Below are 19,380 nucleotides of genomic sequence, written 5' to 3'. Positions count from 1 at the left end.
ATGCCTGAACACGAACAAGGAGTTTCAGCCATGAGCCTGGAACAAACGGTCGACACGTTCAAGCAAGTGGATGCCGAAAACGGTAGGTACTGGGCCCCTTGCCTGGCCATCGCACTGGTTGCGGTGTTGCTCTTCTATGTGGCATTGAAAGGCCTGGTGAACGAGAGCGCGGCGCGCGCGCCAACCTTGCCACCCGCGGTCATGCCAGCCAACGTCGAGCCCCCCGTGCCGGGCACTGCGACGCGCTCGTCCGAGGAACCGGCCTCGCCCCCACCCCATCGCGCGCCGCTGGCGAACGCGACGCCCGAAGCTCCGGTAATCGCCCCGGCAATCGCCCCGGTGATCGCCCCCGCGGTTGCCGCCGCGGAGCCGCCCGCCAAGGCCGTGCCCGCCTTCGTCGAGGTACACAAGTGCGTGATGCCAGAGGGCGATGCCGGCTACACCGATCGGCCATGTCCGGAGGGCACCCACGCGAGCACACTGCGATTCCCGCGCAGCCTTCACGCAGCGGCGACGCCGTAAGCGGCTCAGGCCGCCTTCAGGAACACGTCGTGATCGGGCGCGAAGTTGGCGTGAAGCGGCAGCATCGCACCGCCGAGCGCGCAGGCCTGCGCACCCGCCCTTCCCCCGTGCAGGCGCGGCTGCCAGATGCCTTCCCAGTTGCACCGGCCCAGAGCCGCGCGTGTCTGCTCCAGCAGGGCCTCCAGCAGCGAACGAGACATGGACCCGTCCATCACCACGTCGCCCAGGTCGAGCACCGCCGTGCCACTTGCAATGGCGTAGGCCAGCGCAACCGAAGCCGATGCAAGCCACGCCTGCGTGGCGGCGGCATAAGGCGCCTCCAACGCGCGGTCGTCGTAGGCGGCGGTCGCATCGAGGCCTTCGCTGCGCAGGCGCTGCTCCAGCTCCCAGAGCGAGGCTTCGGCAATCAGCTGTTGTGCTGGCGCACCGACTCCTGCTGCGGACTGCATGGGCAGCGAGGCCAATGCGCCCGCGTTGCCGTGCGCGCCGGTATGCAGGTGCGAGTCGATCACAAGCCCGCCGCCCACAAAGGTGTCGACGAACACATAGAGAAAACTCTTGAGATCGTGGCCGCGGCCCGTGACCAGTTCGGCCACGCAGGCTGCCACGGTGTCGCGCGCATAACCCACCGGCACGTCGGTGCGCGCCCGCACCTCGGCGGGCAGATCCATCTGGTTCCACACGTCGGACTGCGCCTTCGACAGCCCCAGCGTGCGGTGCCAGCCGCCCAGCTGGAACGGTGCGGCCAGCCCCGCGCCCACGGTGCGCACCGCGAGCGGACCCAGCCCGTCGCGCAGCCGGTGGATGTGCTGTGCAATGGCGGGCAGCAGCTGCTCCGCATCGGGAAACTCGTAGCTGATGGCATGGCGCTCGCGCACGCGTGCGGCAAAGTCGATGAGCAGCCATTCGGCACCCCGCCGCCCGACCTTGATGCCGATGGCAAAGGCCCCGTCGGGGTTGAGCGCCAGAGGCACCGAAGGCTGCCCGATGCGGCCGCGCACCCGGCCCTGCTTCACGATGAGCTGGTCTTCCTCCAGCCGCGCGGTGATGAGCCCGATGGTCTGCGCGCTCAGCCCGGTGAGCCGAGCGAGCTCGGCCTTGGGCAGGCTGGTGTGAACGCGCAGCGCCTGCAGCACCACGCGTTCGTTGAACTGGCGCATGCCGACCTGGTTGGAGCCGCGCGGGCGCAACAGGTCGAGTGGGCGCGCAGCAACAGCTTCTGCATCAGGCATGGGCCTCCGCGGGCAGCTTGTCGGCAGTCATGGCGCCGGTCATCACGGCCACCGTGTCGCTCATGCTGATCTTCTTCGGGTTGAGCACGGCCGCTCGCTTGCCCAGCCGCGCCACGTGAATGCGGTCGGCCACCTCGAACACATGCGGCATGTTGTGGCTGATGAGCACCACTGGCAGGCCGCGATCGCGCACGCGGCGGATCAGCTCGAGCACCATGTTGCCTTCCTTCACGCCGAGTGCGGCGGTCGGCTCGTCCATGATGACCACGTGCCGCGCGAAGGCCGCGCTGCGCGCCACGGCCACGCACTGGCGCTGGCCGCCGGAGAGCGTTTCCACCGCCTGCGTCATCGACTGGATGCCGACCTTCAGGTCTGCCATGCGCGCGCTGCTCTCCTGCAGCATCTTCTTCTTGTCGAGCATGCGCAGCACGTTGCCCATGAAGCCCGGGCGGCGCAGCTCGCGGCCGAGAAAGAGGTTCTCGTAGATGGTCATGGCGGGTGCCACGGCCAGGTCTTGATAGACCGTCTCGATGCCCGCGCGGCGCGCGTCCAGCGGATTGCGAAAGTGCACGGGTGCGCCGTCGAGCAGGATCTCGCCCTCGTCGGGCACGACCGCGCCCGACAGCGCCTTGATGAGCGACGACTTGCCCGCGCCGTTGTCGCCGATCACCGCGAGGATTTCTCCTTCGCGCAGCTCGAAGTCGACCCCGTCGAGCGCCGTGACGTGGCCATAGCGCTTCACCAGGCCCTTGGCCTGCATGATGATTTTCGGATTTGCCACGGTGTTCATCAGCGTGCTCCCCGGCGCGAGAGTTGATCGGCCGCCACGGCAAGAATCACCAGCACGCCCGTAACAAGCACCTGGTAGATCGATGAAACACCCATCAGCGTGAGCCCGTTGCGGAACACGCCGACGATCAGCACGCCGATGAGCGAACCCAGCACCACGCCGCGGCCGCCGAACAGGCTGGTGCCGCCAAGCACCACGGCCGTGATGGCGTCGAGGTTTTCGGTCTGCCCCGCGTTCGGGTCGCCCACGCCGGTGCGCGCCACCGACAGCAGCGAGGCAATGCCATAGAGCACGCCCGCGGCCACATACGCACCCAGAAGCACGCGTTGGGTGGGAATGCCGACCAGGCGCGTAGCCTCGGCGTTGTTGCCCACTGCGTAGATATGCCGGCCCGCCGCCGTCTCGCGCAGCACGAACCAGGCGAGCAGATAGAGCACCAGCATCAGCACCGCGCCCCAGGTCACTTCGGCGCTGCCGATGGTGAAGGTGGTGCCCAGCCCCGTGAGGCCGGCGGGCAGATCGGTGATGGTCTGCGATGACGAATACAGCTGCGTAATCGCGAACGCGATGTTCAGCGTGCCCAGCGTCACGATGAACGGCGGCAGCTTGATGCGCGTGACCAGCAAACCGTTGAGCAGGCCGAACAGCGTCGTCACGCCGATGCCGCACAAGATGGCCACCGGCACCGGCAGCCCGAGCTCGGTGGCGAACTTGGTCATGATGATGCTGCCCAGCGCCATCACCATGCCGCACGACAGGTCGATGCCCGCCGTGAGAATGATCAGCGTCTGTCCGATGGCGATCACGCCAACCACCATCACCTGCTGCATGATCAGCGAGAGGTTGCCGCCCGTCAGGAAGCGGTCGGACTGCGTCGCAAAGAAGATGCATGCGCCAAGCAGGGCCAGCCACGGCCCCAGGGCGCCCCACGGAATGTGGTGCGTCGGAGATTTCGCCATCAAGGTGCCCCGGGCCTTGATTACTTCTTGCCCCAGCACAGCTCGGCTCCCGTCTTGGTGTCCTTGCTGTCGACGCCCGCCACGCTCTTGCCGGCGATGAGCGTCACGCCCGTGTCGACGTAACCCGAGGCCTTCTTGCCCGTCTTGGCGTATTCCACGCCCGCCGCCACGCCCATGGCCGCCATCTTGAGCGGGTACTGCTGCGAGGTGGCCGCAATCACGCCGGCGTTGGTGTCCTTGATGCCCTGGCAGCCGCCGTCAACGGAGACGATCATCACGCCTTTCTCCTTGCCCGCGCGCTTCAGCGCGTTGTAGGCACCGGCCGCTGCGGGCTCGTTGATGGTGTAGACCAGGTTCACGTCGGGCGCCTTCTGCAGGCAGTTTTCCATCGCCGTCTGCGCCTTGGCCTGATCGCCGAAGCTGTCGGCCATGCAGACGATTTCAGGCGACTTCGACAGCTCGTTCGACTTGGCATCGTTGGCTGCCAAGCCAAAGCCCTTCATGAAGCCGTTGTGCCGCTGCGCGCCCACCGGGTGGCCCGGCAACAGGTCGAGCGCAACGATCTTCGCCGGCTTGCCCGCCATCGCGGCCTTGGCGTATTCGCCGATCAGCACGCCGGCGGTGTAGTTGTTGGTGGCAAAAAGCGCGTCGGTTGCGTCCGGCGGATCGGCCGGGCTGTCGAGCGCAATCACCATCACGCCCTTGTCGCGCGCCTTCTTGATCGCCGGCACGATGGCCTTGGCGTCGCTCGGCGTGATGAGGATGGTCTTGGCACCCGCGGCAATCATGTTTTCCATCGCCGTGATCTGCCCCGCGTTGTCGCCGTCGGCCTTGCCCGAGCCCGAAAGCAGCTTGGCGCCGAGCTTCTTGGCCTCTTCCTGCGCGCCCTCCTTCATCTTCACGAAGAAGGGGTTGGTTTCAGTTTTGGTGACAAGGCCGATGACGGGCTGGTCCGCGGCAAAGGCGGCAGACGATGCAGCCAGGGACATGGCCGCCAGGGCCAGGATGGAGCGGGAGCTGAGCATGTTTGTGTCTCCGTGGGCAGACGGCGTGCGCCTGCGGTCTTGTGATCCGGTAGCGGGTCCGGCGAGGGACGCGGCATCCGGGCGCAGGGAGACTATCGGACAGGAGAGCGACTAAATCAAGTGGATTTAGTTATCGGAAACCCGGAGTTCGGGCGGAAGAATCATCCGGTCCGGCTCGCCTTGGCCTGCTGGCTCTTCAGCTGAGTGAGCACCCGGCTCTAATTCCGCGCGAACTCCTTTATGGTCCTTCAACTTCTGTCCAAGGTGGATTTTCGCCATCTATAAACATCCACTGATAGAGTGATTTCGAACCATCGCCAGAACCGGGGATATCGACTTTGAGACTTTTTCCGTCAAGCATCGAAATTCCGTGGGATTTGATAACCTTCAATAGATCAGTCTCTATTTCGTCTTGGGTGTTTTCTCCAACAATTGGCCCCGATGTCGGTCCGCGTCCATTGATCTTGACCAAGAAAGCATAAGGCGCAATCATTGAAATCCTGAGCAAGTAATCACGCTCAGGCGCAAGAGCCAAGACATACCCAAAGCTGACGTCACTGTTTTCGTCGGTATCTTCACTTGTGGGAAATCTCTGTCGAAGATCACCAACAACATTCGAATACGGATTGTTTTTTTTCTTCCAGAACAAAAGAGTAGTCGGGCATCTTAATATTTATATATTTCGCCTCCAACAGGTCGATCCAAATGCGTTCCATAAACTTCCTTAGGGCGTTTCAGGATCAGCTGGTGCTTGCATTTCCCTTCAGCGCTGGCTCGGGCCGTTTCGCTCATCTGGCCACTTCACGGTGCAGATCGTCCCGCTAGCAGCCAAAAGCGCAAGCAGCCTCAATGAGCTTGTAGAACTCGTTCTATCAATTGTCTATTTGCCAACCGATCTCCGTACGCAAGCACCGACTCAAGTACTGCATCGGGGGACTGGTGTGTTCGTGCTGCCTTGGCCTCATCAATCAAACCTGCAATGGATCGCCCAATTAAGACCACTCTTCGAGTGCCACGGTGATCCTCTATGAACACCCCCACGGAAAGGCAGTGAGAGATCAGATGCTTCAAACATTCCGTAAAACTCCCAAACTGAACTGCCTCCTCAACTACCGAATTGACAGCATCTGTTCATCCTTTCGGCGTGAGCCGTCGCCGCTTTGGCTTTGAGCTTTTCGGCGTGTTCTGCGCAGCGCACTACTCGCGTATGTCAACGCCTTGCGGTCCTGCGCTCTTGACCAACTCCACATCCGGGCCGAAGTCTCTGTGCGGCGGCTCCCGGCCAGAAAGCTTTTTGTGCAGGGCACACAAGTAGGCAGGCTTATCCTCAACTTCATCGAGGTCCACTGCTTGGGGCACTACCCAACCCCAGAGCTTCTCAATCTGACCGGACGACCAGATGTACTCCAGGGCTTCAAGAACTCTTTGTTTGCTCACTGGGCCGAAGCTATCGAAGTCCGCCTTCATTGCATCGAACAGCTTGGCGCGACAAGGCTCTTCATTAATGTGGAACTCATCGAGCTCGTCATCGCTCATGGCGAGCAGGTAGTAGTACATCTTGTGGATGTATCGAGGAAATATTTGTGTCGTCATGGATCGAGATCCGGATATGCAGTGATGATCCCTTTGGGACCTCTAACTACAGTTGCATGAGTGGTGGTTTCTGGACAGCCTCCGCCGCCTTTCCTGTAACCCTCACCAATGTCGCGTCCCATATTGATCGTAGCTTCGTTGGCTCCCGTGCGATCCATTGCCGTCTTCCCGCGTTGAATCGCATCGAGCTGATCAATGTTGCTCAGGAAGCGCGTTGAATTGGGGCCGCTTGACTTGGGCTTTTTGCAGGGTTGATCTGGTGGCACCCCCGTCTTGGCACGATCCTGCTGCTGTGGCAGCGTGGTGTGTGCCCCGTGCCGCGAGTACGCATGGCCGCCTGAAGCAGCGTCTTGCTGCTGAAGAATTTGACCGGCCCTGCGGTTGGCCCGATTGCCTGCCAATCCGAGCGGGTCAGTCCAGTCGAGAGGATTCGGCGCGTACTGGTGCAGATTGTTGCCCCCAGCCAGCCTGATTGGATCACTGGATATAAACCTCCCCGCCAGCGGGTCATAGTACCGGTACCGGTTGTAGTGCAGCCCCGTTTCCTCATCGAAATACTGCCCCTGGAACCGAATCGGATTCCTGAACCCCGCCCTTCTCCCCGCCTCGCTGATGGCCTCTCGCGCCTCTCCCCACGCCTTGTACTGCGCCGACCACGCAATGCTCCCCTCATGGTCCGTCAACTCCTGCGGCGTGCCCAGGTGGTCGCACTGGTAGAACGCCATCTCCTTCCTGTCGAACGCACGCGGCACGCTGCGCTGTTCGCCATTCCACAGCGGATCCTGCTCGATGTCATAGACGCCCCCATTTAACTCCATCAGCGCCTTCACGTCCGTCGTCTCGCTCAGCGCCAGCGCTCGGGGCTGCCGGATCTGCACCAGCGGCACGAACGAATTGCGCTCGTGGATATAGTGCACGCTCCATCCCTGCCCTTGCTGCTCGTTCTGCGCGGCAGTGCTTTGGGTGCTCTCGAACGCGAGCACGTCGCCGTCCCAGCCGAACGAGGTGGTCGCGTCGCCTGAACGCTTGGCGATGCGGCGGCCCAATGGGTCGTAGCGGAAGGTGGTCGTGAGGCCGTCGAGGTCGGTAGCCGCCGTCATGCGGTTGAAGCCGTCCCATGCGAAGACGGTCTTGCGCCCGTTCTTTACGCGCTCAACGAGATTGCCGCGCTCGTCATAACGGTAGCTGGTCGACTGAATGCGTGGCAGGGTGTGCGCCGGCCTGTTTGCTACGCAACTACCTGCCCTTTACGGAGGCGCACGGCATGGTTAGATCATTTGCGCGATGGAAAGGAATTTCTATTTTCTGTTCGATGATTGAATTTTGCCACCCTCGCAACGTCTTCATCTTTATCTGTTGATAATTTTTCTAAAATATCGACTGGAGTCTTTTTATTGGCAGCAATTTGCTGTCGAACCGTATTTTTATTTTCAGAAGAACCGAGGATTCTGGAAATTGGATTAAATTTAAAATTAAATCCGAACCAAGAAATAGTCCTTCGAAGCTTCTTTTCTGCAGAAGAGCAAATCTCTTCTCTTGAGCTTTCGTCAGACTAAATCCCATATATTTACCGTTCTTACTTGCTTGCGCCTGAATCCGAATCTGACTAACTGCTGCGCAACCTTTCAGCGGCAAGAGGGAGGAAATTCAGGATAAATGTCAATGCCTCTTCGATATTTGTAAATTGCTTGCGTACATACGCATCATAAAGATCGACCGCATCTTCGTATTTCTCTAGATACTCATCAAATCCAACCGCCACTGTCGATCCCAGCACTTTGACAAAACATTCCCAGTGGAATTTCTCACCTTCCCGGAGATAATCTCCATTGATCCAGAACGATTTTTTGGCCTGAATCAATTGGCTGATCTTGGAAATAATTTCTGCGTCTTTCATTTTTTCTTTGCCGAAGGGCATCTAGTGGGCCGATCCACAAAAATATCGAGCCGATCGCCTTCTGGAGTGATGACGTTTATATGCGGCATGGTTTTATGTGGATGCCCGTTCGGAAGTGACTCGTGCCCATATAGGACACCAGTCGCAGGGTTGGTTTTGAAGTCCATGTGATACGAGGCTCTTCCCGTGTCATTTTGCCGATTTGACTTAAATGCAGCCTTGTCTCTGGCAGTTTTTGCAGGATCCTTATCGCCTGCCCCTGCAGATTTTTGAGCATCTGGAAACGCTCCAAATAGAACTGTTGACGCTTCCTTAAACGAGCAGACGGTGACGCTTCTTCCCGCTTTTACCTGTGCGACTTTCTTGAGGATTTCAATCGGTGAAAGGCCGTTACTGTCGATCCAGCCCGTCGGATTTGGAACTGCTGCATGAAGGTTGGTGCCTCCAAGCAACCCGATCGGATCGCTACTGACAAATCTTCCACTCACCGGGTCGTAGTACCGATACCGGTTGTAGTGCAGCCCCGTTTCCTCGTCAAAGTACTGCCCCTGGAACCGGATCGGATTCCTGAACCCTGCCTTCCTTCCCGCCTCGCTGATCGCCTGCTTGGCTTCGCCCCAGGCCGTGTAGCTGGCCGACCACGCAATGCTCCCCTCATGGTCCGTCAGTTCCTGCGGCGTGCCCAGGTGGTCGCACTGATAGAAGGCCATCTCCTTCCTATCGAAGGCGCTTGGCACGCTGCGCTGTTCGCCGTTCCACAGCGGATCCTGCTCGATGTCATAGACGCCGCCGTTGGCCTCCATCAGCGCCTTCACATCTGTCGTCTCGCTTAGCGCCATGGCGCGCGGCTGCCTGATCTGCACCAGCGGCGCGAAGGAATCGCGCTCGTGGATGTAGTGCACGCTCCATCCCTGCCCTTGCCGCTCGTTCTGCGCGGCAGAGCTTTGCGTGCTCTCGAACGCGAGCACGTCGCCGTCCCAGCCGAACGAGGTGCTCGCGTGGCCTGAATGCTTGGCGATGCGGCGGCCCAATGGGTCGTAGCTGAAGGTGGTCGTGATGCCGTCGTGGTCGGTGGCCGCCGTCATGCGGTTGAATCCGTCCCACGCAAAAGCGGTCTTGCGCCCGTTCTTCACGCGCTCGACGAGATTGCCGCGCTCGTCGTAGCGGTAGCTGGTGCCTGCGTATTCCTTCAGCAGGTTGTCGAGCAGCTTGTTCGCGGTGCGCTGCACAGGGCCTTCAGCTTGCGTCGGATCGACGATGTTGCCCGCGGGATCGAAGGCAAACACTTCGCGGCCCAGGCGGCCGTGGGCTTCGAGCAAGCGGCCGACAGGGTCGTAGCGATAGTCCAGCCGGCCGCGACGGCTGTCGCCAATGGCGGTGAGCTGGCCGGCCTTGTCGTAGGTGTAGCGGCGGCTGAGTTCCAGCGCCTCGATGCTGCCGCGTCCGGTGTTGGAGATGCGCTGCTCCAGCAGGCGGCCGGCGGGGTCGTACTTCTGGCGCTGGCTCAGGCCGTTGCCCTGCTCCCTGGCCACTTCGCGGTGCAGGTCGTCGCGTTCGAAGCCGAGAATGTCCTGTCCGTCGATGAGCAGGCCGTGCACATGGCCGGAGCCATAGGTCAGCCACTGGGTCACGTGGCCATCGGGGCGGATGGTGGCGATGCGCTCGTTGAGCTCGTCGTAACGGTGTTGCCAGACAGCGGTTCGCTTGCGCTCCAGGTAGTGGTGATGCTCGCGCGTGGGGTTGCCCGCGGGGTCGTAGAACCACTGCAGTCGCGCGTCGCGATTGGCGGCTTCCAGCAGGCGGCCGTTGCGGTCGTAGGCAAAGCGCTCGGACTGGCCTTCGCCGGCGTTGCGCTCGACAAGGCGGCCCAGCGCATCGAACTGCAGTTGCGTCGTGCGGCCGGCCTCGGTCACTTCGGCCAGCGTGCCGCTTGTCGCTTCGTGGCGGTACTGGGTCGTCTTGCGGTCGAAGCCGGTTTCTTCGATCAGGCGGCCGACGGGGTCGTAGCGGAAGTTGTAGTGGCTGCCGTTTTCGTTCTGCAGCTCGGTGAGGCGGCCCAGCAGGTCCCAGTGGTACTTGAGCGAGCGGCCGGCGGCATCGGTGCGCCCCGCGATGAGACCCGCACGCGTGTAGCTGTAGCGCGTGCGGCGGCCGAGCGCGTCGGCGTGCGCGAGCAAACGCCCTTCGGCGTCGTGCGTGAAATGCTCGCTCGTTTCGTCGGGCAGCACGATTTCCTCGAGGTGCCCGGCGGCGTAGCGGTAGCTGGTGGTGTTGCCGGCGGCATCGATGGCTTTGGCGACGCGGCCACGTTCGTCGTACTCCCACCGGCTGGTCTTGGCGGAACAATCGGTGTAGCTGGCAAGCTGGCCCGACGGTGTGTAGGCGAGTACCTTGACGCCGCCCTTCGCATCGGTGATGCGCACGGGCCGCCCGGCCTTGTCGTAGGCGTACTCGGTCTTGTGGCCCAGCGGATCGATCTCTTCGGTGAGGTGGCCTTGCGCGTCGTAGTCGCGCTTCCACACGCCACCCTCGGCATCGCGCAGGCCCGTGAGGCGGTGCAGCTTGTCGTACTCGAAATGCACGCGGCTGCCGTCGGCGCGCGTATGCGTCTGCAGGTTGCCGTCTTCGTCGTAGGCGTAGTCGTCGGTGCTGCCGTCGGTGTGCACATGGCGCGTGACGTTCTTCGCGTCGTCGCGAAAGAACCACTCCTCCAGCTTGTCCGGATGGATGATGCGGTAGGTGTAGCCCTGGATGTCGTAGTAGTACCAGGTCTCGCCGCCCAGCGCATCGGTCACGTAGGTCAGGCGGATGTTTGAGTCCCACTCGAGCGTGGTCGCAAAGCTGCCGTCGTCGGACCATTCGCGCACGGCCTTGGCATCGGCGCCGGTGCCGCTGTATTCCAGGTTCATGCCGCGGCCGGTGCGGTCGGTGTAGCGCGTGATCAGGTGGTGGCTGTAGGCGTAGCTCCAGCTCGCGCCGTTCTCGTCCTGTGCCGCGACCAGGTCGCGGTCGGCGTCGTGCGTGTAGGCGGCCAGCTGCCGCACGACCTGGCCGTCCTTCAGCTCCCAGAGCGATTGGATGAGGCCTGTCCGTGCATCGGGCTGCGCGCCGACATGCGCCATGACGACATCGCCCTGCTTGCTGACGATGTCGCTCAGCACCTGCTCGCCGGTGGAGGCGATCACATGGTCGTAGCGCAGGCCGATGGCGGCACCATCCTTGGCTTGCAAGCTCACGAGCCGGAAATGCCGCTGCCCGCGCAGCTCGACCAGTTCATAGATTTCGCGCCATTCGGCCTGCTCGCCGAGGGGCAACGGTTTCCCGAAGTCCAGCGTCAACAAGGTTTCGCTGAGCCGCGTGAGCGTTATTTCTTCGATCGCATCGCGGTGTGCCTGGCCCGGGGCCAGCAGCGGGTAGGCGTGGCTGCGGCCATCGTCGCCGCGGTAGACGAGGCTGGGCTTCCCCTGGCGCCGGCCCTTGGCCGGCGTGGCAAGGTCCACGCGCGTGCTGTAGCGCGTGAGCCATCGCGCCCCCAGGCTTCCCTGGTCGTAAGCGTCGAGGTCGCTGCGATAGGTGCGCGCCCATTCGATGGGCAGCGGCGCCGCAAGCACGAAATCGGTGTGCGTGAAGCTCTCGCTGCCCGTGACGAAGCTGATGGAATTTGGAGTGCTTGAAACTCCGGGGCAGTTCTTGCAAGCCTTGGGATCGTTCTGTCCTGCGGCCTGCTTGTTGATATGCCCCAGTTGGTTCCCCGGCCTGTCCTGCTCCGACACCGCGCCTGAACGCGGCGGCACAATGGCCGCGCGCTGCCCCTTCTTTCGCTTGATGGCCTCCAGCAGCTTGTGCAGCAGCCACATGATGCTGGCTTCAGCTTGCTGGTCTGCCAGCCTTTCGAGCTGTGCCCGGAAGCTGGTCTTGAAATCCTGCAGGCTCCGGATCACATCATTGACCTGTTGCGCCACGCTCTCAGGCAGGTAGTCGGTAGCCTTCTTTGCCACGTAGTTGGCTGACTGCTTTGAGTAACGCACCGCGCTGCCCCACATGCGGCTCCAGGTGCTCTCGGTGTTTGGGTCGTACACCTTGGATTCGGCCACCGGCGGCGTGCCAACGCTGAACAGGTCCTTCTTTCCGAGCACGCGGTTCAGAATGTCGACCAGGTTGTCCACGATGTCGTCGGCCAGGTTCGTGCAGCCTTTCAGCATCTCGCCAAGCAGGCCGATGGCCTTGTCGATGAAGGTCTCCAGTTCGCCGACGATGGTGGCGTTCAGGTGTCCTACCAGCGTGGTGACAATCGCTTCACCCAGATTGGAAGTGGCGGTCTTCAGCTGCTGGCGCACCAGGTGCAGCGTGGGCCGCAGGCTCATGCGGGCCGCCGCCATGGTCGGCGGCGCCGGAATCAGCCCGATCAGGTTGATGCCCAGGCTGACCCAGTTCAGGAACGCGCCAACGCTGTCCTTGGCCTTCTTCTCGACGATGTTGATGAGGTCCAGGAACACGTCCACCAACGCCATGATGTTGCCGACGATGGGCAGGCTGCCCAGCACCATGGTCAGGCGCTCGAGCGTCACATAGCCACCCGTGAACGAACGCAGCCAATCGTCTACCGCCTTGCTCGCCGCCGCGACGTCTTCGTCGACAATGGTGTTCAGCGGCGCCACTGCCGTCTGCGGTTCGCGCTGCGCCGGCGCCTTGCTTTCGTCCGTCCCTGCCATCTTTTTTTACTTCCTTGTCAATTGATGTTCGCGCCCTGGAACTCCAGCTGCTCGAAGGTGCTGTTCGTGAAGTCCACGCTGCGCCCTTGCAGCCCCTGTGCATGCACCACGGTGCCGCTGCAGTTCAGCACGCCGACGTCGTTCCACTGCCCACGCGCAAAGCTGATGTCGTCCCACCGGCACTGCGTGAAGGTGCTGGCGCTGATGCTGCCGCCGTCGAAGTTCGCGCCCGTGAAGCTGCAATTGACGAAGGTGCATCCGGTGATCGAGATGCGGCCGAAGTCGCATTGCGTGAAGCTGCAGCCGGTGAACTGGCAGGCGCTCCAGCCCGCCTGCTTGAAGCTGGTGGCGGTGAAGCTGGTGCCCGCGAAAGTAGAGCCGGCGAACTGCGCCAGGCCCAGGTCGAGCCCCGCGTAGACGAAGCTGTCGGCTTGCCCCACGAGTCCCGCCGGTGCGCCGCCCGCGCCTTTACGCCACATGTCGTGGGCCAGGATGATCAGTTGGGAGCTCATGTCAGCGGACTCCAACCGGATACGACCTTCTCCGTCTCTATTTGCTTCAGCAGCCAGCCGGCTTCGTCGTTGCCGTTTTTCTGGGCCTCCGCCGCCCAATACGCAGCCTTTTCGAGGTCCGTGCCATCCATGTACAGGTCGTAGGCGAGGTTGTGCTGCGCAATGCCATGCCCACCCCGGGCCGCCATCGACAGCCAGTGCATCGCCTGTTCGGCGTCCGAGAAAGTGAAGGTGTAGTGCAGCGAGAGGCGGAAGGCAGACTCGGCGTTGCCGGCCTCGGCCTTCGCGATCAGCGCAAGGCGCTGCTCGTCGGTGAGCGCAAAGCTCTGAGCGCCTGAGATGGGAGAAAGAGACGAGATCGAAGCGGGGGCGTCGTTGTCCATGAAACTGTTCTCCGTTGTGTAAGGCGCTCAGCGGCTTGCTGCTTCGCGCAGGATCTCGCCAGTGGTCTTCGACGCGATGTAGAGAACCGAGCGGCCGAGACGGTTTGCATTGCCCAAGCCCTTTTTCCCCGGCTCCAGCTTTGCCACGAAAGCGATCCCGATGGTGTTCTCGCCGTTCTCGTCCTCGCCGTTCTCGCGCGTCCGCTCGCTGATCTGGATCTCGAAGTTCTTCAGGTCCTGCCCCGTTTGCGCAAAGCGCTCGCAGGCGCGGCTCAGCGCGATGGCGAGGGGTGGGCTGAGCTTCGGATCGACGATCATGAGCAAGATGACAGATCAATAAAACTGCGAAGACAGCGGGCGCAAACAGGTTGCAACGTACCGAGCACTTCGTTGAAAATTTCCTCGTCATCCGCGTGCAATGCACGGTCCTTCAGATGGGTGCCAGGCAACGGGAGCTCCGATCGCAAAGCCACCAGAGGAAAAACGACTTCCTCCCATGTCAGCTCGAGATGAACGATTTCTCCCGCACACGGTCCATCGCAGGCGAACCTCTCCTTCACACCGGCGGTTGTGAGTTCGGCGCCCTGCCAGCCATGTTGCGCACATTTCATCATCGACACGTTCCGCTCAATCGATGTCCTGAAAGACACTCCATCCCGAAATGTCGGCACTGGACTCGTCCTCGAAGTCCTCGCAAATCACCTCGATCGAGTTTCCGGATGGATCCACGATCCTCGCGATGTAGAAGCCGGGGGTGCGTGCGACCAGATCGAACTCCACGCCCTTGCTCTTGAGGCGCTCGCAAAAGCTGGGGAAGTTCTTCTCCACGAAGAACTCGTAGAGCGCTGCGGTTCTCTTGGGGGCCGCGTCCGAATACTTGAAAGTGATCGCAAGGTTCTGATGACCGGGAATCCTCAGCACGTCCATTTCCGGGTCCAGCTCGTAGCCGAGCGCGTTCTCGTAGAACGCAGTCATCTTCTCGGGCATCCCCTTTTTTCGAAGCATGGGGATATGAATGGTGAATGGCCTCATTTTTTTCCGTACCTTCCTTTTGCCTTGGGGCGCTCGCTTTCGCTCGTACCCTCACGAGCCTTTTGGGTAGAGCACTGGTTAGCCCGATAAATCTTGGCATTGGTCCTGCCCAATGCCTTCTTCTCGGCAGCATAGAACGGGCTGCGGTTGGCCGCACCGTCGGTTCCTATGTCGATGAACCCGTAGCCCTCCCCGGCGCGCTGCCTGACCCACGCGGCATTGCCGGCAACGGCCTTCTGCTCCCACTCCTTGCTGCTGAACGCTTCGCGCGATGCTCCCGAGTCCCTGAGAATGCTCATCCAGTCCTTCTTGATGGTCCTGAATTCATCGCATGGGAACTTGATCCGCATGGCGGCAGCATAGGCTTCGACTGCGGCCTGCCCTTCGCCGAGGATCACGTACTTCTGCAGCCCCAAAGGATCGATGAACTCGAGCGGGTTGGGTGCGTACGCCATCGCATGAACGCCGCCGGCCAACCCGATGGGATCTTGCGACACAAACCTTCCGCTTGCGGGGTCGTAGTACCGATGGCGGTTGTAGTGCAGCCCCGTTTCTTCATCGAAATACTGCCCCTGGAACCGGATCGGGTTGCGGAACCCCGCCTTTCGCCCCGCTTCGCTGATCGCTTGCCGAGCCTCGCCCCACGCCTTGTATTGCGCCGACCACGCCACCCGTCCTTCGTGGTCCGTCATCTCCTGCGGTGTGCCAAGGTGATCGCATTGATAGAACGCGACGTCGCTCTTGTCGAAGATCGGCGGTGATTTTTGTTGCAGGCCGTTCCACAACGGGTCCTGTTCGATGTCATAGACGCCGCCATTGGCGTCCATCAACGCCTTCACGTCCGTCGTTTCGCTCAGCGACACCGCACGCGCCTGGCGCAACTGCACCAGCGGCACGAAGGACCCGCGCTCATGGATGTAGTGCGCGCTCCAGCCGTGCTCGCCGCCCTCCTCCAGCGCCGAGCGGCTTTGGGTGCTTTCGAATGCGAGCACATCGCCGTCCCAGCCGAACAGCGTGGCCGAATCGCCTGAATGCTTGGCGATGCGGCGGCCCATCGGGTCGTAGCGAAATGTCGTGGTGATGCCGCTCTGGTCCGTCGCCGACGTCATACGGTTGAAACCGTCCCATTCGAAGACCGTCCGCCAGCCGTTCTTTACGCGTTCGATCAGGTTGCCGCTCTCGTCGTAGCGATAGCTGGTGCCTGCATATGACTTCAGCAGGTTGTCGAGCAGCCTCGGCACGGCCAGCGGCGCTAGGCCGGGGGTGGCAGGCGGGTCGGCGATGTTGCCCGCGGGATCGAAAGCGAACACTTCGCGGCCCAGGCGGCCGTGGGCCTCCAACAGACGTCCAACGGGGTCGTAGCGGTAGTCCAGCCGGCCGCGGCGGCTGTCGCCGATGGCGGTGAGCTGGCCGGCCTTGTCGTAGGTGTAGCGGCGGCTGAGCTCCAGCGCCTCGATGCTGCCGCGCCCGGTGTTTGAGATGCGCTGCTCCAGCAGGCGGCCGACCGGGTCGTACTTCTGGCGTTGGCTCAGGCCGTTGCCCTGCTCCCTGACCACTTCGCGGTGCAGGTCGTCGCGCTCGATGCCGAGAATGTCTTGTCCGTCGATGAGCAGGCCGTGCACATGGCCCGATCCATAGGTCAGCCACTGGGTCACATGGCCATCGGGGCGGATGGTGGCGACGCGCTCGTTGAGCTCGTCGTAGCGATGCTGCCAGACAGCGGTTCGCTTGCGCTCCAGGTAGTGGTGATGCTCGCGCGTGAGATTGCCCGCCCCGTCATAAAACCATTCGAGCCGCGCATCCCGGTTCAAGGCCGCGGTCATTCGGCCGTTGCGGTCGTAAGCGAAGCGCTCGACCTGTCCCTCGCCCGCATCGCGCTCAACCAGCCGGCCCAATTCGTCGAACTGCAGCCGAGTCGCGCGGCCGGCCTCCACCACCTCGGCGAGCACACCGGTGGAGGCGTCATGCACGTAGCATGCGCTTTTGCGGTCGAAGCCGGTTTCCTCGAGCAATCGACCCACGGGGTCGTAGCGGAAGTTGTGGTGGCTGCCGTTCTCGTTGTGCAGTTCGGTCAGCCGGCCCAGCAGATCCCAGTGGTACTTCAGCGTGCGCCCCGCCGCATCGGTGCGTGCGGCGATAAGGCCGGCGCGCGTAAAGCTGTAGCCGGTGCGCCGGCCGAGCGCATCGGTGTGTGAAAGCAGCCGGCCTTCGGCGTCGTGCACGAAGTGTTCTCGCGTGCCGTCAGGCGAGATCACCTCTTCGAGCTGGCCGGGGTGGTTGGCCTCACGATGGTGCGCCACGCCTTCGCCGCCGGGCGTGTAGCGGTAGCAGGTCGTCTGGCCCGCGGCATCGGCGGTCTTCAGCAAGCGGCCGCGGCCGTCGTACTCCCAGCGGCTCGTCTTGTCCGAACAGTCGGTGTAGCTTGTTAGCAGTCCGGCGGGTGTATAGGTGAGCTGCTTGACGCCACCCTTGGCATCGGAGATGCGCACCAGTTGCCCCGCCTTGTCGTAGGCGTACTCGGTCTTGTGGCCGAGCGGGTCTATCTCTTCCGTGAGATGGCCCTGCGAGTCGTAGGCACGCTTCCACACCCCGCCCTCTCCGTCCCGAATGCCCGTGAGCCGGTGCTGCGCGTCGTACTCGAAATGCAACCGGCTGCCGTCCGCTCGCGTGTGCGTCTGCAGGTTACCGTCGAGGTCGTAGCTGAAGTCCTCGATGTTGCCGTCGGTATGTACATGCCGCGTGATGTTCTTCGCCGCATCGCGGAAAAACCATTCCTCCAGACGGTCTGGATGAATGATCCGGTAGGTGTAGCCCTCGATGTCGCAGTAGTGCCAGGTCTCGCCGCCGAGCGCGTCGGTCACATATGTCAGGCGGATGTTGCGGTCCCATTCGAGCTTGAGCGCAAAGCTGCCGTCGTCGCTCCACTCACGCACGGCCTTTGCGTCGGCGCCGGTGCCGTCGTACTCGAGGTTCATGCCGCGGCCGGTGCGGTCGGTGTAGCGGGTGACGAGGTGGTGCGAGTAGGCGTAGCTCCAAGTGGCGCCGTTCTCGTCCTGTGCAGCCACGAGGTCCCTTTCGCCGTCGTGCGTGTAGGCGGCCAACTGACGCACCACTTGGCCGTCCTTGATCTCCCATAGCGATTCGATGAGGCCAGTCTTCGCGTTGGGGCGCGTGCCCATGTGGGCCATCACCGCGTCGCCCCGCTTGCTCACAATGTCGCTGAGCACCTCTTCGCCGGTCGCAGCAATCAGGTGGTCATAGCGAAGCCCGACGGCCAGGCCATCCTTTGCCTGCTGCGCGACGAGGCGGAAGTGCGGGCGCGTGCCGGCCGACCAGTCTGCCCATTCGAAGATCTCGCGCCAGTCCGAGGACCCCTCGGGCATCGGCTTGCCGAAGTCCAGCGCGAGCAGCCGCTCGCTCAGCCGCGTGAACGTGACTTCCTCAATGGCGTCGCGGTGGCTCTGTCCGATTTCCAGCGGCGGGCATGCATGGCTGCGTCCATCGGCCGCGCGATAGATAAAGCTCGGCTGCCCCTGCCGCACGCCGCGCGCTGGCGTCCCGACGTCCACGCGGGCCGCATAGGGCGTGATCCAGCGCGCGCCCAGGCTGCCGTGGTCATAGGCATCGAGATCGCTCGAATACGTGCGCGCCCATTCGATGGGCAGCGGCGCGGCGAGCACGAAATCGGTGTGAGTGAAACTCTCGTTGCCTATTGCCAGGCCGATGGAGCCGCCCTTGCGTGCCGGGGCCGGACAGTTCTTGCACCCCGGCGTTGCACGTGCCGGCGCCTGCCTGCTGATGTGCTCCAGCTGATCGCCGGGCCTGTCCTTGGACGCCTGCGCTCCCTTGGCGGGCGCAACGGTCGCCGTGCGCTTGCCGCGCTTGCGCAGCAGCGCAGCCTTGAGCTTCTGCAGCAGCCACATGATGCTGGCCTGTGCCTCCCTGTCGGCCAGCCGGGTGAGCTGCGCGCGAAACTGGCCCTTGAAGTCCAGCATTTGCACAATGACCGCATTGACGCGCGATGCGACTCCCTCCGGCAGCTGGCTCGCTGCTTTCTTGACCACGTAGTTCGCGGATTGCTTCGTGTAGCGAACCGCGCTGCCCCACATCCGGCTCCACGTGCTCTGGGTCTTCGGGTCGTAAACCTTGCCCTCGGCTGCAACCGGCTTGACCACCGTGAACAGGTCCTTCTGGCCGAGGACTCGCCGCAGGATGTCCACCAGGTTGTCAAGGATCCGATCGGCCAGGTTCGCGCAGCGCTTGAGCATGTCTTCGAGCAGCGAGATCGCTCCATCGATGAACTTGTCCAGCTCGCCCATGATCGTCGCGTTCAAATGTCCAACCAGCACCACGACGATGGTCTCGCCCAGGTTCGACGCCGCCGTCTTGAGCTGCTGCCTCACCAGGTGCAGCGTGGGCCGCAGGCTCATGCGCGCTGCGGCCATCGTCGGCGGCAGCGGGATCAGCCCGATCAGGTTGATGCCCAGGCTGACCCAAGTCAGGAACGCCGCAACGCCGTCCTTGGTCTTCTTCTCGACGATGGTGATGATGTCCAGGAACACATCCACCAACGCCATGATGTTGCCGACGATGGGAATGCTTCCGAGCACCATCGTGAGCCGCTCGAGCGTGACGTAGCCGCCGCTGAAAGAGCGCAGCCAGTCGTCGACTGCCTTGCTCGCCGCCGCGATGTCTTCCGCGCCGATGGTGTTCAAGGGAGCGA

Annotated in this window: 16 protein-coding genes; 1 reads left to right on the top strand and 15 read right to left on the bottom strand. The window is 62.5% G+C overall.

Going from position 1 to position 19,380, the window contains the following annotated elements:
* Positions 1-30 precede the first annotated feature (30 nt).
* Positions 31-522: a hypothetical protein gene (locus J2X92_RS13295; protein ID WP_307576327.1), complete on the top strand. Its 492-nt coding sequence runs from the start codon at positions 31-33 to the stop codon at positions 520-522.
* Positions 523-527: 5 nt separating this feature from the next.
* Here the strand turns inward: J2X92_RS13295 and J2X92_RS13290 are convergent, their stop codons facing one another.
* From J2X92_RS13290 to J2X92_RS13220, 15 genes are all read right to left on the bottom strand, one after another.
* Positions 528-1,754, bottom strand: coding sequence for an ROK family transcriptional regulator (locus J2X92_RS13290; RefSeq protein WP_307576325.1), 1,227 nt, complete (start codon positions 1,752-1,754; stop codon positions 528-530).
* A complete protein-coding gene (locus J2X92_RS13285; RefSeq protein ID WP_055805505.1) occupies positions 1,747-2,544 on the bottom strand; it encodes an ATP-binding cassette domain-containing protein in 798 nt (265 codons plus the stop codon). The genes J2X92_RS13290 and J2X92_RS13285 overlap by 8 nt, the downstream gene beginning before the upstream one ends.
* Positions 2,544-3,503: an ABC transporter permease gene (locus J2X92_RS13280; RefSeq protein ID WP_307576323.1), complete on the bottom strand. Its 960-nt coding sequence runs from the start codon at positions 3,501-3,503 to the stop codon at positions 2,544-2,546. Before J2X92_RS13280 ends, J2X92_RS13285 begins: the two co-directional genes overlap by 1 nt.
* A gap of 20 nt (positions 3,504-3,523) precedes the next feature.
* Complete coding sequence (locus J2X92_RS13275; protein WP_093017668.1) at positions 3,524-4,528, bottom strand: sugar ABC transporter substrate-binding protein; 1,005 nt, start codon at positions 4,526-4,528, stop codon at positions 3,524-3,526.
* Between the two features lie 238 nt (positions 4,529-4,766).
* Positions 4,767-5,177, bottom strand: coding sequence for a hypothetical protein (locus tag J2X92_RS13270; protein ID WP_307576319.1), 411 nt, complete (start codon positions 5,175-5,177; stop codon positions 4,767-4,769).
* Between the two features lie 548 nt (positions 5,178-5,725).
* On the bottom strand, positions 5,726-6,085 hold the full coding sequence (locus tag J2X92_RS13265; protein ID WP_307576317.1) for a hypothetical protein: 360 nt from the start codon (positions 6,083-6,085) through the stop codon (positions 5,726-5,728).
* 32 nt (positions 6,086-6,117) lie between these two features.
* Complete coding sequence (locus J2X92_RS13260) at positions 6,118-7,221, bottom strand: RHS repeat-associated core domain-containing protein (RefSeq protein ID WP_444875712.1); 1,104 nt, start codon at positions 7,219-7,221, stop codon at positions 6,118-6,120.
* Positions 7,222-7,727: 506 nt separating this feature from the next.
* Positions 7,728-8,018 (bottom strand): hypothetical protein, encoded by a 291-nt coding sequence (locus J2X92_RS13255; RefSeq protein WP_307576314.1) that lies wholly within the window; start codon positions 8,016-8,018, stop codon positions 7,728-7,730.
* Entirely contained in the window at positions 8,015-12,730 is a 4,716-nt protein-coding gene (locus J2X92_RS13250) for an RHS repeat-associated core domain-containing protein (protein WP_307576313.1), read from the bottom strand. Before J2X92_RS13250 ends, J2X92_RS13255 begins: the two co-directional genes overlap by 4 nt.
* A gap of 17 nt (positions 12,731-12,747) precedes the next feature.
* The gene (locus tag J2X92_RS13245) at positions 12,748-13,242 is read right to left on the bottom strand and encodes a pentapeptide repeat-containing protein (RefSeq protein WP_055805488.1); all 495 of its coding nucleotides are present in this window, start codon (positions 13,240-13,242) and stop codon (positions 12,748-12,750) included.
* A complete protein-coding gene (locus J2X92_RS13240) occupies positions 13,239-13,625 on the bottom strand; it encodes a hypothetical protein (RefSeq protein ID WP_307576311.1) in 387 nt (128 codons plus the stop codon). Before J2X92_RS13240 ends, J2X92_RS13245 begins: the two co-directional genes overlap by 4 nt.
* 27 nt (positions 13,626-13,652) lie before the next feature.
* Positions 13,653-13,943, bottom strand: a complete 291-nt coding sequence (locus tag J2X92_RS13235) for a hypothetical protein (protein WP_307576309.1) — start codon at positions 13,941-13,943, stop codon at positions 13,653-13,655.
* The gene (locus tag J2X92_RS13230; protein ID WP_307576308.1) at positions 13,940-14,245 is read right to left on the bottom strand and encodes a hypothetical protein; all 306 of its coding nucleotides are present in this window, start codon (positions 14,243-14,245) and stop codon (positions 13,940-13,942) included. Before J2X92_RS13230 ends, J2X92_RS13235 begins: the two co-directional genes overlap by 4 nt.
* A gap of 7 nt (positions 14,246-14,252) precedes the next feature.
* Entirely contained in the window at positions 14,253-14,630 is a 378-nt protein-coding gene (locus J2X92_RS13225; protein WP_307576306.1) for a VOC family protein, read from the bottom strand.
* A 23-nt stretch (positions 14,631-14,653) separates the two neighbouring features.
* Positions 14,654-19,372, bottom strand: a complete 4,719-nt coding sequence (locus J2X92_RS13220; RefSeq protein ID WP_307576304.1) for an RHS repeat-associated core domain-containing protein — start codon at positions 19,370-19,372, stop codon at positions 14,654-14,656.
* Positions 19,373-19,380: the final 8 nt, after the last annotated feature.

This window comes from Variovorax paradoxus (assembly GCF_030811855.1).
In the GTDB taxonomy this organism is placed as follows: domain Bacteria; phylum Pseudomonadota; class Gammaproteobacteria; order Burkholderiales; family Burkholderiaceae_C; genus Variovorax; species Variovorax paradoxus_L.
This window is presented reverse-complemented; position numbering and strand designations above follow the sequence as displayed.